The organism is Mesorhizobium sp. M0306 (assembly GCF_040321655.1).
In the GTDB taxonomy this organism is placed as follows: Bacteria; Pseudomonadota; Alphaproteobacteria; order Rhizobiales; family Rhizobiaceae; genus Mesorhizobium.
Genome location: NZ_JAMYRY010000002.1, coordinates 131,158 through 145,123, shown reverse-complemented (window position 1 = coordinate 145,123; position 13,966 = coordinate 131,158). Strand labels below are relative to the sequence as shown.

Annotated in this window: 14 protein-coding genes; 10 read left to right on the top strand and 4 right to left on the bottom strand. The window is 61.9% G+C overall.

Features of this window, described 5'->3' with window-relative positions:
• Together rplM and NKI95_RS05630 are read right to left on the bottom strand one after the other, a co-directional pair.
• On the bottom strand, nt 1–465 hold the full coding sequence (gene rplM / locus NKI95_RS05635) for a 50S ribosomal protein L13 (protein WP_023674645.1): 465 nt from the start codon (nt 463–465) through the stop codon (nt 1–3).
• A 212-nt stretch (nt 466–677) separates the two neighbouring features.
• Nucleotides 678–1,142: a PaaI family thioesterase gene (locus NKI95_RS05630; RefSeq protein WP_352714782.1), complete on the bottom strand. Its 465-nt coding sequence runs from the start codon at nt 1,140–1,142 to the stop codon at nt 678–680.
• 149 nt (nt 1,143–1,291) lie between these two features.
• On the opposite strand from NKI95_RS05630, the gene NKI95_RS05625 reads away from it, so the two are divergent.
• From NKI95_RS05625 to NKI95_RS05600, 6 genes are all read left to right on the top strand, one after another.
• Nucleotides 1,292–2,113 (top strand): enoyl-CoA hydratase, encoded by an 822-nt coding sequence (locus NKI95_RS05625; RefSeq protein ID WP_352714780.1) that lies wholly within the window; start codon nt 1,292–1,294, stop codon nt 2,111–2,113.
• 9 nt (nt 2,114–2,122) lie between these two features.
• Entirely contained in the window at nt 2,123–2,545 is a 423-nt protein-coding gene (locus NKI95_RS05620) for a VOC family protein (protein ID WP_352714778.1), read from the top strand.
• Nucleotides 2,546–2,556: 11 nt separating this feature from the next.
• Nucleotides 2,557–3,333: an AAA family ATPase gene (locus tag NKI95_RS05615; protein ID WP_352715225.1), complete on the top strand. Its 777-nt coding sequence runs from the start codon at nt 2,557–2,559 to the stop codon at nt 3,331–3,333.
• Nucleotides 3,330–3,851: a CoA-binding protein gene (locus NKI95_RS05610; protein WP_352714777.1), complete on the top strand. Its 522-nt coding sequence runs from the start codon at nt 3,330–3,332 to the stop codon at nt 3,849–3,851. Before NKI95_RS05615 ends, NKI95_RS05610 begins: the two co-directional genes overlap by 4 nt.
• Before the next feature lie 151 nt (nt 3,852–4,002).
• Nucleotides 4,003–5,283 (top strand): O-acetylhomoserine aminocarboxypropyltransferase, encoded by a 1,281-nt coding sequence (locus NKI95_RS05605; protein WP_352714775.1) that lies wholly within the window; start codon nt 4,003–4,005, stop codon nt 5,281–5,283.
• A gap of 5 nt (nt 5,284–5,288) precedes the next feature.
• Nucleotides 5,289–5,639 carry a cupin domain-containing protein gene (locus NKI95_RS05600; protein WP_352714773.1) on the top strand — a complete coding sequence of 117 codons (351 nt, stop codon included), beginning with the start codon at nt 5,289–5,291 and terminating at the stop codon, nt 5,637–5,639.
• A 33-nt stretch (nt 5,640–5,672) separates the two neighbouring features.
• Here NKI95_RS05600 and NKI95_RS05595 read toward each other — a convergent pair whose 3' ends face one another.
• Nucleotides 5,673–6,920: a cytochrome P450 gene (locus NKI95_RS05595; RefSeq protein WP_352714771.1), complete on the bottom strand. Its 1,248-nt coding sequence runs from the start codon at nt 6,918–6,920 to the stop codon at nt 5,673–5,675.
• Nucleotides 6,921–7,016: 96 nt separating this feature from the next.
• Here NKI95_RS05595 and NKI95_RS05590 point away from each other — a divergent pair, with 96 nt between their 5' ends.
• Complete coding sequence (locus NKI95_RS05590; RefSeq protein WP_352714769.1) at nt 7,017–8,120, top strand: NAD(P)/FAD-dependent oxidoreductase; 1,104 nt, start codon at nt 7,017–7,019, stop codon at nt 8,118–8,120.
• Nucleotides 8,121–8,124: 4 nt separating this feature from the next.
• On the opposite strand, the gene NKI95_RS05585 is transcribed toward NKI95_RS05590, so the two are convergent.
• The gene (locus tag NKI95_RS05585) at nt 8,125–8,715 is read right to left on the bottom strand and encodes a hypothetical protein (RefSeq protein ID WP_352714767.1); all 591 of its coding nucleotides are present in this window, start codon (nt 8,713–8,715) and stop codon (nt 8,125–8,127) included.
• A gap of 348 nt (nt 8,716–9,063) precedes the next feature.
• Between NKI95_RS05585 and clpP the strand changes: the two genes are divergently transcribed.
• The 3 genes from clpP (at nt 9,064) to lon (ending at nt 13,966) form a co-directional block, all read left to right on the top strand.
• On the top strand, nt 9,064–9,693 hold the full coding sequence (gene clpP, locus NKI95_RS05580) for an ATP-dependent Clp endopeptidase proteolytic subunit ClpP (RefSeq protein WP_352516802.1): 630 nt from the start codon (nt 9,064–9,066) through the stop codon (nt 9,691–9,693).
• A gap of 306 nt (nt 9,694–9,999) precedes the next feature.
• On the top strand, nt 10,000–11,274 hold the full coding sequence (clpX, locus tag NKI95_RS05575; protein ID WP_006332719.1) for an ATP-dependent Clp protease ATP-binding subunit ClpX: 1,275 nt from the start codon (nt 10,000–10,002) through the stop codon (nt 11,272–11,274).
• 280 nt (nt 11,275–11,554) lie between these two features.
• A complete protein-coding gene (lon, locus tag NKI95_RS05570) occupies nt 11,555–13,966 on the top strand; it encodes an endopeptidase La (protein WP_352491903.1) in 2,412 nt (803 codons plus the stop codon).

Genomic DNA, 13,966 nt, shown 5'->3' with positions numbered 1-13,966 from the left:
TTACGAAACCTTCTTGTTCTTGGCGTTCAGCTTGGCCACGTCGAGGACGACGGGCTGCTGGGCGACATGCGGATGTTCCGTGCCTGCATAGACGCGGAGATTTTTCATCTGGCGACGGCCGAGCGGGCCACGCGGGATCATGCGTTCAACGGCCTTCTCCACGACACGCTCGGGAAAGCGGCCCTCGAGCAGCTGGCGCGCGGTGCGCTCCTTGACGCCGCCGGGGTGGCCGGTGTGCCAGTAATAGACCTTGTCGGTGAACTTCTTGCCGGTGAACACCACTTTGTCGGCATTGATGACGATGACGTTGTCGCCGTCGTCGACGTGCGGGGTGAAGGTGGGCTTGTGCTTGCCGCGAAGATGATTGGCGATGACAGTGGCGAGACGGCCGACGACGAGACCCTCGGCGTCGATCAGCACCCACTTCTTCACCACATCCGCAGGCTTCTGCGAAAAGGTTGCCATGGATTGTTGCTTTCGGTTCGGACCTTCAAAGAAGGCGTTTCTTGTTGCTTGGATTGGCGAAAGGCACTTGCCGTCGCCAATAACAAAACGGCGGCCTTTGCGGGCCGCTGTTCCGTGAGGGCTTATAGGAGAGAGCGGCGACTACGTCAAGGCGCGTGAAAAGCCATCTCTGGGGTAAAAGCAAACAAAAACAATGGCTTGAGAATAAGGTGTTATTTTACCACATCGCCAATCCGCTTTGGCGGGATCGAATAGGTGCCCGTTGCGTGCGCTACCGTGTGTCCCTCCGGGCCGGCGACGATGTCGATATCGAACACCATCAGGCTCTTGCCGAGCTTGAGGATGCGGCAATAGCCGTCGATCGGCCCGGCCTCGGCCTTCCGGACAAAATTGATGTTGAGACTGGTGGTGACCGAAAGCGCATCCGGCCCGGCATGCGAGAGCACGCAGACATAGCCGCCTATGTCGGCCAGCGTGAACAGCGACGAACCCGAGACGGTGCCGCCGGGACGCAAATGGCGCTCGTCTGCATTGAGCCGCACGATACAGCCGCCTGGAAACACCTCCAACGCCTCATAGAAGGTGAACTGGTCGTTGAGTTGCGGGAAAACGGTCGCCATCAGCGCGTTGATTTCGGCAGCCGTCAGCACCGGCTTGAGATTGCTTTGAGCAGGCATGTCGGTCTCTCGTTTGCGCCTGCCTGTATGAGCGTAGCGTGCCGTTTCTGGCAACAGCCATTCATTATTGCAGAAGCGGGGTGTTGGACGAAGCGAGACCCGCATACTAGATTAGTCCATCACCGATCCGGAATCGCGGAGGAACGATCATGGCCGAAATCGTCGCCATCAAGCCTGCCGTTGCCGAAGGGCCGGTCGCCGCCCGGCTGGATAAGGGCGTGCTGCGCCTTACGCTCGCCAATCCGCCGGCCAATGCTCTTTCGCTTGCAGTGATGGCGGCGCTGATGACGGAACTCGACCGCGCCAAGGCCGACAAGTCCGTCCGCGTCATCGTCCTTGGGGCGGCCGGCAAAGTGTTCTGCGCCGGGCACGACCTCAAGGAGTTGAGCACGCATCGCGCCGATGCCGATCGCGGCAGGGCCTTCTTCGAAAAGACGTTTTCCGCCTGCGCTTCACTGATGCAGGCGATCGTTCGCCATCCCAAGCCGGTGATCGCCGAAGTCGACGGACTGGCGACGGCGGCCGGGTCGCAGCTGGTCGCCAGCTGCGACCTCGCCATCGCCTCGCACGAGGCGACCTTCTGCACGCCTGGCGTCAATATCGGACTGTTCTGTTCGACACCGATGGTGGCGCTGTCGCGCAATGTCTCGCGCAAGCACGCCATGGAGATGCTTTTGACCGGCGAGACGATCGATGCGGCAACCGCCAAGGAATTCGGCTTGGTCAACCGCGTCGTGCCGCGCGAATATCTGAATCAGATCGTCACCAAATACGCGCAAACCATTGCGTCCAAATCCTCCTTGGTCGTCAAGATCGGCAAGGAAGCCTTCTACGAGCAGGCGGAAATGGGGCTGGCCGAGGCCTATGATTACACTGGGCGCGTCATGGTCGAGAACATGCTGGCGCGCGATGCGGAAGAGGGCATTGGCGCCTTCATCGGCAAGCGCAAGCCGGAATGGCCGGAGGAATAGGAGGCGGATATGGAACCGCGCATCTCCATCATCACCATCGCCACGGACGATCTCGACCGCGCCACGCGCTTTTATGAGGCGATGGGCCTGACCCGCCGCGCTGGGATCACCGACGGCGTTGCCTTCTTCCAGATGGGCGGCGCCATCCTTGCCCTGTTTCCGCGCCCAAGCGCCGAGGAGGATTCAGGCGTGACCTTCGGCAAAGCGCCGTCGGCCGTTTACCTTGCCTACAACACCCGCTCCGACGCCGAGGTCGATGCAGTGCTGGCGCTGGCCGAGACGGCCGGCGGCCGTATCGTCAAGCCGGCGCAACGCGCCTTCTGGGGCGGCTGGTATGGCTATTTCGCCGATGCCGACGGGCATGTCTGGGAAGTGGCGCACAATCCGGCTTTTCCGATCGCGGAAGACGGATCGATTTCGCTGCCGGCTTGACGAGGTTCCCTCTGGCTCATCGCAAGCAACTGACGCGGCTGAAGGCGCCCTATCTCAAGCGTATCCTGATCGAGCCCGGCCGGGTCGTCGATTGGGAAAAATATCCCTGGAACCTGCCGATCTTTCACGGCCACGAATTCGAGCTCGAATTCACCACGCCGATCACCATCATCGTCGGCGAGAACGGCACCGGCAAATCGACATTGCTCGAAGCGATCGGCGCGCTGGCCGGCTACGATGAAGCTGGCGGCGGCAAGGGCTACATGCCGGTCGACCACTCCCGAGCCATCGACAAGAGCGGCGCGGCGCTGGCGGCAACGTTGCGTGGCCACTGGCTGCCGAAGGTCACCGCAGGCTGGTTCTTTCGCGCCGAATCCTTCTATTCGGTCGCCCGCTATCTCGATCAGGCTGCCATCGACGCACATGAGGCGCCGCCCGACTTCCTGTCCTGGTCGCATGGCGAGGGCTTCATCAGGTTCTTCGAGGAGCGCTGCCGCCGGCAAGGCATTTACATCCTGGACGAGCCCGAAAGCGCCTTGTCGCCGACGCGGCAGATCGAACTTCTCAAGATGCTGCGGCGGATGGACCAGTCCGGCACGGCACAGGTGATCATGGCGACGCATTCGCCGCTGCTGATGGCCTGTCCCGGCGCGCGGCTGTTCCGCATCAGCCGGTCCGGGCTCGACCCCACCGATTTTAGCGATACCGACCATTTCCGCATGATGCGCAATTTTTGCAACGATCCAGATGGTTTTCTCGCCGAAGCGCTGTATGAGGACGAGGCATGAACCACGACGCCTACGACAACGCCTATATCGCCGGCATCCTCAATTCGGTGAAGACCATCGCCATGGTCGGCGCGTCGGCCAATGACGTTCGGCCGAGCTATTTCGTGCTGAAATATCTGCTCGGCAAGGGGTTTTCGGTGTTCCCGATCAATCCCGGCCAGGCCGGCAAGGAAATCCTCGGCCGGATGACCTATGCCAGGCTTGCTGATGTTCCCGAGCCGGTCGATATGGTCGACGTCTTTCGCGCTTCCGTTGCCGTGCCGGGCATTGTCGACGAGGTGTTGCGGCTCGATCCGCTGCCGAAGGTCATCTGGATGCAGCTTGGCATACGCCATGACGAGGCGGCCGCGCGCGCCGAAGCCGCCGGCATTAAGGTGGTGATGAACCGTTGCCCCAAGATCGAATATGGCAAGCTGTCCGGCGAGATCGGCTGGACCGGCGTCAATTCAGGCGTGCTGTCCTCGAAGAAGCCGCTGATGCGCCCGGGGTTCCAGAGTTTCGGCGTTCGCCAGAAGTAGGTAGTGAATGGTGAATGGTGAATGGTGAATAGAAGGATTTTTCTGAAAGGCGGGCAAGGCGGCATATGAGCCGCTTGCAATGAGGGTGGGGCTGGCCGACTTTGCCATTCACCATTCACCATTCACCATTCACCATTGAGGGAGGTTTTCGATGGCCCGCACGCCCGGTTTCAATACGCTCGCCGTCCATGCCGGCGCTAAGCCGGATCCGGCGACAGGGGCGCGAGCGACGCCGATCTACCAGACGACCTCCTTCGTCTTCGACGATGCCGACCATGCCGCCTCGCTGTTCGGGCTGAAGGCGTTCGGCAACATCTACACCCGCATCATGAACCCGACCCAAGCGGTGCTGGAAGAGCGCATCGCGGCACTCGAAGGCGGCACGGCAGGCCTTGCCGTCGCCTCCGGCCATGCCGCGCAGGTGCTGGTCTTCCACAACCTGATGCAGCCCGGCGACAATTTCGTTTCAGCGACAAAGCTTTACGGCGGCTCGATCAACCAGTTCGGCCACGCCTTCAAGAATTTCGGTTGGCAGGTGCGCTGGGCCGACACCAATGACATGTCGACCTTCGAGAGCCAGATCGACGACAGGACCAAGGCGATCTTCATCGAAAGCCTGGCCAATCCGGGCGGCGTCTTCGTCGATATCGAGAAGATCGGCGACATTGCCCGTAAGCACGGCCTGCCGCTGATCGTCGACAACACGCTAGCCTCGCCCTATCTGCTGCGGCCGATCGAACATGGCGCCGACATCGTCGTGCATTCGCTGACCAAGTTCATCGGCGGCCACGGCAATTCGATCGGCGGCGCCATCGTCGACGGCGGCACCTTCGACTGGTCGAAGTCGGGCAAATATCCGATGCTTTCGGAGCCGCGCCCTGAATATGGCGGCCTCGTCCTGCACGAAACCTTCGGCAATTTCGCTTTCGCCATTGCCGCCCGCGTGCTCGGCCTGCGCGATATCGGCGCCGCGATTTCGCCGTTCAACGCGTTCCTGATCCTGACTGGCCTGGAAACCTTGCCGCTCAGGATGCAGCGCCATTGCGACAACGCGGCGGCGGTCGCCGGATGGCTCTCCAACCACCCCAAGGTCGCCTGGGTGTCCTATCCCGGCCTGCCCAGTGACAAGAACAACGCGTTGCAGAAGAAGTACTCGCCGCTTGGCGCCGGCGCGGTGTTCACCTTCGGGTTGAAGGGCGGCTACGCGGCGGGCATCAAATTCGTCGAAGCGCTCGAACTGTTCTCGCACCTGGCCAATGTTGGCGACACCAAGTCGCTGGTCATCCACCCGGCATCGACCACGCATCGCCAGCTTTCCGACGAGCAGAAGATCAACGCCGGGGCAGGGCCGGACACGGTCAGGCTTTCGGTCGGTATCGAGGATGTCGACGACATCGTCGCCGATCTGGAACAGGCTCTCGCCAAGGTTTGATCGCCATGACCAGGCCGAAATTTCTTTCCGTCGGCGTCGACAAGGTCGAACCGGAGCTTGGCGCACCGGCGCCGGATCGCCTGATTTCGGGCGATCCGAAATTCCGCACCTGGAATGTTGAGGAGCAGGACGGCGGCCTCTATGCCGGCATATGGGAAGCGACGCCAGGCAAATGGCGCATCGAATATGATGAGTGGGAGTTCTGCCACATCCTTTCAGGGGTCTCGGTGATCGCCGAAGACGGCGGCGATGCGCGCACTGTCGGGGCCGGCGATAGTTTCGTGCTGAGGCCGGGCTTCAAGGGCAGCTGGGAAGTGCTTGAAACGACTCGCAAGGAGTATGTGATCAAGCTTTGATCACCCTGCGGCTGAGCCTGCCGGATCGAATGCTCAAAAGCGTACCGCGAGCGTTTCCAGCCCGTGGAAATGATAGCTGTCGCGGAAGCGTGGCTGTTCGGCGAGATGGAGCCGCGGCAAGCGCTCGAACAGGGTTTTCAGCGACACCTGCAGTTCGAGCCGGGCGAGCGGCGCGCCGATGCAGAAATGGATGCCGGCGCCGAACGATACGTTCTTCTGGTCGGCACGGTCCGGCCTGAAGGCGAGGGGCTCGGCAAACGCAGTAGGGTCGCGATTGGCCATGCCGAGCAACATCCCGATCGTCTCGCCCGGCTGGACGATGATCCCCGGCCCGGCCTCGACCTCCTGATAGGCGTAGCGCGTGAACATGTGCAGCGGCGCGTCGAAGCGCAGGCACTCTTCGACCGTCGCGGCTGTTGCTTCCAGTGAGGCGAAGAAGCGGCGCGGGTCGCCGCCTTGCGCAAGGATCGAGCGCACCGCATTGCCGGTCTGGTGGACAGTTGCCTCATGACCGGCATTGAGCAAAAGGATTGCCGAGGACACCAGTTCGTCCTCCGACAGTTTCTGGCCGTCCTCCTGTGCCGCAATCAGCAGCGACAGAAGATCCTCGCCCGGCCTCTTTCGCCGCTCGGCGACGTAGCCGCGCAGAAAATCGGAAAAGTCGCGCGCGGCGCGATTGGCCGTCTCTTCGGTCTCGCGGGTGCGGCCATGCATATACATGGCGACCATCCGATGCGACCAGTCGAGCAGCTGCGGCCCCATGTCGACCGGCACGCCGAGCATTTCCGCAATGATGGTAATCGGCAAGGGAGCGGCGAACGCCGGCAGCAGGTCGACTCCTCCTGGTTCGAAACGGTCAATCAGTTCGTTGGCCAGCGCCTCGACGCGCGGCCTGAGCCGCTCAACCTGGCGCGAGACGAAGGCGCGGTTGACCAGCGTTCTGAGCCGTGTGTGGACGGGCGGCTCCAGCTCCAGCATCGAATTGGCCTCGACGCCGTCGAAGGCGCTGAGATGCGTGCGGTCCTGGCCGATGCCCCGGCTGTCCGGAATGCCGGCCGGGTTCTGCCGGCCGAAGCGGCGATCGCGCAACAGACGGTTGACGTCGTCGAAGCCGCCAAAGCACCAGAAACCAAATTCTTCCCAGACGAAGGCGTTCGATGCGCCGTGCAGGAAGGTGTAAGCTTCGTAAGGGTCCTGGAAAAAAGCCGGCTCGTGCGGATCGAGCCGCAGGCGACGCGTGGCTGGATCAAAGGCAAGGTAGGGCGGCTTCAATTCGGTCATGCCAGATCATTAGCGCGGCTTGCCAGTCTGGTGCCAGACCGTATGTTGGCCCTCCCGAGAGGTGAGCCGCCGAAGCGGTTGCGGAAGGACGGTTTCATGAATGTGATCGTGGTCGGTGCGGGCATTGCCGGGCTTTCCACAGCGTGGTCTCTGGTCAAGGCCGGTCACCTCGTCTCGATCGTCGAGCAGGGACCGATTCCCAATCCGCTTGCAGCGTCGGGCGACCATCATCGCATTATCCGCCGCGCCTACCGGGCCGGAACGGGCTACGGCCGGCTGATCACCGAAGCCTACGAAGCATGGGACGAGATGTGGGCCGATCTCGGCGAAAGCCATCTCGATCCGCGCGGCTTCATCTGTATTTCGCGGGAGCCGGGAGATGAGGCGGAGGAATACCGCGAAGGCATGGAAGCCGGGAATTATCCGTTCGAATTGTTCGAACCGGACGCCGCGGTCGAACGCTGGCCGTTCCCGCAGCCCGGTTCGTTCCGCTATGCGTATTTTTCGCCGGACGGTGGCGCGTTGCACTGCCGCAAGATCGCCTGGGGCCTCGCCACGTGGCTGCGCGCGAATGGCGCCAATGTCTACGAAAACAGCAAGGTGGTCGAGATCGACGCCGACGCCGGACATGTCGTGCTTGCGAGCGGCGAAACGATGCAGGCCGACCGGATCATCGTCGCTGCCGGCGCCTGGGTGCTAAAACTGTTCCCGGAGCTGGATGGCCAACTGAAAACCTGGCGCACCGCGCTCGCCTATGTCGAACCGCCGGCGGATCTGAAAGCAGCTTGGCAGGCTGCACCCGTTGTCCTCGACATCGGCGGCAGCGTCGACGGCTATGCAATCCCGCCGACAGGTGGCGCCAGCATGAAATTCGGCTCGGGCCTGCACAGGGTGCCGACCAGCGATGCCGACTGGAACCGCCAGCCGGTGCCGGGCGAGGGTGAGGCGATCCGCAACCTGTTTTCGCCGCCGATTGCCCGCATCGCGGAATACAAGGTCACCGAAGTGGTCACCTGCGCCTACACCTTCACCGCCGACGAGAAGTTCCTGGCCCACCGGAAAGGCAAATGCCTGGTTATCTCGGCCTGCTCCGGCCACGGCTACAAGTTCGGCGCGGCAGTTGGCAGAAGGGTTGCGGCCTGCGTCGGCAATGGCGATGTCGACGGCCTGAAGAAATGGCTCAGGGCCGAGGCGGCCTGAGCGCCTAGTATCGGCAATGCCTCGGAATATGCACGCGCCGCCAGCTCGACGAGCCCTCCCTGACCACCACGCGGCGAGCCACTGTCTGGTAGGACGCCGGAATGTCGATGATGCGCCGCTGCTCCGGCCGCACCAGCACCTCTCCGGCGACGCTCTCGTATTCGGCGGGGAGGACAACGCGCCGCCGGCGTTCCGGCTCAACCACGACGATTTCGGCCACGCGTTCATAGCGCGCCCTGTGCCTGACCTTGCACAGCACCTTGCGGCCATTGATGATGCGCCATTCCCAGGAATAGCCGCTGTTATCGACCCTCACGGAGCGGTGGATGGTGCGGGTGATGGCGGGCACGATCTCGTAGCTGACGCGCGCCGGCGCGATCTGGACCACGCGCTCGCGCGTCCCGTAGATTGGCGCCTCGTATTCCACCTGCTGGCCGGCTGGGCTGACGAGCACGTCCTCGTAGAGCGTGTCGTAGACGGCCGGCCGGTTGACCTGCTCGTAGCATTCGACCGCGCGTCCGCCGGCAGCCGCCTCGGACGCCATGCCGAGAACGGTGATGCCGGTAAGGGCCAAGGAAGCAGTTTTCCTGATCATCGCACTCCCCCTTATTTGAACTGCGTGAAGCGGGTTCAACGTTGGATTGTAGGGCAAGCCGCGGCCGGAAAAAGCGGTTTCACCACTTTTCGTTAAGCGATGCGGTTAAGAAACTGCTAAACAACGGCCAGACATGAGCGCCCCTTCCCACCGCAGGAGAGGGGCTGCCGGCACGGCGACAGGCGAAACTGGTTTGGAAACCTTGATTCGACTTAACCGGATGGCTAGGAGAGGCGGCCTTGCGCTAGGGTGAGCCGGCATCCTATTTACACAATAACGATCCAGAACCGATTCTGCCCGATTGCAAATCTCCGGCGCCGGAATCCCATCCTCAAAAAGGGATAGTCCATGAAGAACCCCGTCGAAACCTACATGAACCTCGTTCCGATGGTGGTCGAACAGACCAATCGCGGCGAGCGGGCCTACGACATTTTCTCGCGGCTCCTCAAGGAGCGCATCATTTTCATCACCGGTCCGGTCGAGGACGGCATGGCGACGCTGGTCTGCGCGCAGCTGCTGTTCCTCGAGGCGGAGAATCCGAAGAAGGAAATCAACCTCTATATCAACTCACCCGGCGGCGTCGTCACCTCCGGCATGGCGATCTACGACACCATGCAGTTCATCAAGCCCGCTGTGTCGACGCTGTGCATCGGCCAGGCCGCATCGATGGGCTCGCTGCTTCTCACCGCAGGCGAGAAGGGCATGCGCTTTGCCACGCCGAACGCCCGCATCATGGTCCACCAGCCTTCCGGCGGCTTCCAGGGCCAGGCCTCCGACATCGAGCGTCATGCCCAGGACATCATCAAGCTGAAGCGCCGCCTCAATGAGGTTTACGTCAAGCACACCGGCAAGAGCTACGATGAGATTGAAAAAACGCTCGACCGTGACCATTTCATGACTGCCGACGAGGCCAGGGATTTCGGCCTCATCGACAAGGTCATTTCGTCACGTGAGCCGGTCGAAGGTATTGCCTTATAGGTCCGCGGTGGCCCCGCGGTGGCAATGAGTGGCGGGATCACGCGCTTTTGGCGCAGCTTGCGGCATTTCGGCCACAATTGGCTGTTCCCTCGACGGGTGCAATTGCCTACGTTAAGGCTATGTTGATTTTCGACGGCTTAGCTTTGCGCGTGGGGTTGTTCGAATCATTGCCCCGTTTTCCGATTTGTGTTTCGTACGGAATGCGTTGCGGGAGCCGGGGCACTGGCGGCAGCGGATTCCCGCGATAGATTGAATATACGCCCTTTCAACCAGACCATCGGCGGGCGGCCATGAAAGGACAGGAAAATGAGCAAGGTCGGCAACAACAGCGGTGATTCCAAGAACACGCTTTATTGCTCGTTTTGCGGCAAAAGCCAGCACGAAGTGCGCAAGCTGATCGCCGGGCCGACGGTGTTCATCTGCGACGAATGCGTCGAACTGTGCATGGACATCATCCGCGAGGAGAACAAGACCTCGATGGTGAAGTCGCGCGAGGGCGTGCCGACCCCGCAGGAAATCCTAAAAGTTCTCGACGACTACGTCATCGGCCAGCCCTACGCCAAGCGCGTACTGTCGGTGGCCGTCCACAACCACTACAAGCGCCTCGCCCATGCCGGCAAGAACAACGACGTCGAGCTGGCGAAGTCGAACATCCTGCTCATCGGCCCGACCGGTTGCGGCAAGACGCTGCTGGCGCAGACGCTGGCCCGTATCATCGACGTCCCCTTCACCATGGCCGACGCGACGACGCTGACCGAGGCCGGCTATGTCGGCGAGGATGTCGAGAACATCATCCTGAAGCTGTTGCAGTCGGCCGACTACAATGTCGAGCGCGCCCAGCGCGGCATCGTCTATATCGACGAGATCGACAAGATCTCGCGCAAGTCGGACAATCCCTCGATCACCCGCGACGTGTCGGGCGAGGGCGTGCAGCAGGCACTTTTGAAGATCATGGAAGGCACCGTTGCCTCCGTGCCGCCGCAGGGCGGCAGGAAGCATCCGCAGCAGGAATTTCTGCAGGTCGACACCGCCAACATCCTGTTCATCTGCGGCGGCGCTTTCGCCGGCCTGGACAAGATCATCTCGGATCGCGGCAGGAAGACCTCGATCGGTTTCGGCGCCATCGTCGCTTCGCCCGAGGATCGCCGCACCGGCGATGTTTTCCGCCTGGTCGAGCCTGAGGATCTCTTGAAGTTCGGCCTCATTCCCGAGTTCGTCGGCCGTCTGCCTGTCTTGGCCACGCTGGAGGATCTCGACGAGCCGGCACTGATCCAGATCCTGACCGAGCCGAAGAACGCGCTGGTCAAGCAGTATCAGCGGCTGTTCGAGATGGAAAATGTCGACCTGACCTTCCACGAGAACGCGCTCTCGGCGATCGCCAAGCGCGCCATCGAGCGCAAGACCGGCGCACGCGGCCTGCGTTCGATCATGGAAGCGATCCTGCTGGACACCATGTTCGAGCTGCCGGCACTAGAAGGCGTGCGCGAAGTGGTTATTTCGGAAGAGGTGGTGTCAGGCAACGCCAGGCCGCTCTACATCTATTCCGAGCAGAAGGAAAAGAAGGGCAACGTCAGCGCCTGACGTGAGCCGGCAATGGATTTTTCTGAAACGGCGCCGCAGGGCGCCGTTTTGCTGTCGCACACCGCGTATGGCGCCGCGTAATGGCCGCGGATTGGAGGGACGGACCGTGTTGACCCTTGATCTTTACCCCCTGTGCCTCCAACTAATGGCAGAAGGCCGTGGTGCCGAATTCTGTGCTGTAAAACTCCCGTCACAAACGGTGGTAGGCGGAACGATCCCCGGTCGTTAATATGAGATTCGCGGTTGGCCGATTGACGGCCGCGACATGAAAGGTTGGACAATGGCCAAATTATCCAAGGCTCCCAGCGACGGCGTCTTTGCAGTCCTCCCACTGCGCGACATCGTGGTGTTCCCGCACATGATCGTTCCGCTCTTTGTCGGGCGTGAAAAGTCGATCAAAGCGCTGGAAGAAGTGATGGGTCAGGAAAAGCAGATCCTGCTCGCGACCCAGATGAATGCCGCCGACGACGATCCGGAGCCCGATGCCATCTTTGACATCGGCACGCTCGCCAATGTGCTGCAATTGCTGAAACTGCCGGACGGCACCGTGAAGGTGCTGGTCGAAGGCGCCTCGCGCGCGAAAATCGTCGCGTTCACCGACCGTCCCGACTTCCATGAGGCCCGTGCTGCTGCGCTGGTCGAACCGGATGAGGAAGAGGTCGAGGTCGAGGCGCTGGCGCGTTCCGTGGTCACCGACTTCGAGAACTACGTCAAGCTGAACAAGAAGATCTCGCCCGAAGTGGTAGGTGCCGCCAGCCAGATCGACGACTATTCCAAGCTCGCCGACACGGTCGCTTCGCATCTTGCCATCAAGATCCCCGAGAAGCAGGAGATGCTCGCCACGCTGTCCGTCAAGGAACGGCTGGAGAAGGCGATGGGCTTCATGGAAGCCGAAATCTCGGTGCTCCAGGTGGAGAAGCGCATCCGCTCGCGCGTCAAGCGCCAGATGGAGAAGACGCAGCGTGAATACTACCTCAACGAGCAGATGAAGGCGATCCAGAAGGAGCTCGGCGAGGGCGAGGACGGCCGCGACGAGGCCGCCGAGATCGAGGCGCGCATCAAGAAGACCAAGCTCTCCAAGGAGGCCCGCGAAAAGGCGGAAGCCGAACTGAAGAAGCTGCGGACGATGTCGCCGATGTCGGCTGAATCGACCGTCGTGCGCAACTATCTCGACTGGCTGCTGTCGATCCCGTGGGGCAGGAACTCCAAGGTCAAGCAGGATCTGGCCTTTGCCCAGAACGTGCTCGATACGGATCATTTCGGCCTCGACAAGGTCAAGGACCGCATCGTCGAATACCTCGCCGTGCAAAGCCGCCAGAAGAAGCTGAAGGGGCCGATCCTGTGCCTCGTCGGACCTCCCGGCGTCGGCAAGACGTCGCTCGGCAAGTCGATCGCCAAGGCGACCGGCCGCGAGTTCATCCGCATGGCGCTGGGCGGCGTGCGCGACGAAGCCGAGATCCGTGGTCACCGCCGCACCTATATCGGCTCGATGCCCGGCAAGGTCATCCAGTCGATGAAGAAGGCGAAGAAATCCAACCCGCTCTTCCTGCTCGACGAGATCGACAAGATGGGCCAGGATTTCCGCGGCGATCCGTCATCGGCTTTGCTCGAGGTGCTCGATCCCGAGCAGAACTCGACGTTCATGGACCATTACCTCGAGGTCGAATACGACCTGTCGAGCGTGATGTTCGTGACGACGGCGAACACGCTGAACATCCCTGCGCCCTTGATGGACCGCATGGAGATCATCCGTATCGCCGGCTACACCGAGGACGAGAAGATCGAAATCGCCAAGCGTCACCTGATGCCCAAGGTGATCCGCGACCACGCGTTGCAGCCGAAGGAGTTCTCCGTCGGCGAGGACGCGATCCGCGGCATCATCCAGACCTACACCCGTGAAGCGGGCGTCAGGAGCCTGGAGCGCGAGCTGATGAAGCTCGGGCGCAAGGCGGTGACCGAGATCCTGAAGACGAAGAAGAAGACGATCAACATCACGGCGGACAATCTTGCCGATTACCTTGGTGTTCCGCGCTTCCGCTTCGGCCAGGTCGAGAGCGACGATCAGGTCGGCGTGGTCACCGGGCTCGCCTGGACGGAAGTCGGCGGCGAGCTGTTGACGGTGGAAGGCGTCATGATGCCCGGCAAGGGCCGCATGACCGTGACCGGCAATCTGCGCGACGTGATGAAGGAATCGATCTCTGCGGCGGCCTCTTACGTCCGCTCGCGGGCCATCGATTTCGGCGTCGAGCCGCCGCTGTTCGACAAGCGCGATATCCACGTCCACGTGCCAGAGGGTGCAACCCCGAAGGACGGACCGTCGGCTGGCGTGGCGATGGCGACGGCGATTGTCTCGGTGCTGACCGGTATCCCGGTCAGGGCCGATGTGGCGATGACCGGCGAGATCACGCTGCGCGGCAGGGTGCTGCCGATCGGCGGCCTTAAGGAAAAGCTGCTTGCCGCACTCCGCGGCGGCATCAAGAAGGTGCTGATCCCGGAAGAGAACGCCAAGGATCTGGCGGAGATTCCGGAAAACGTGAAGAGCGGCATGGAAATCATTCCGGTCTCACGCGTTGGCGAAGTGTTGCGCCATGCGCTGGTGCGCATGCCGGAACCCATCCAGTGGGTCGAACCCGTTAATGCGCCGGCCGTGGTCGATGTCGGAGACGAGGCTGGTAAATCGCTAGCGCATTAG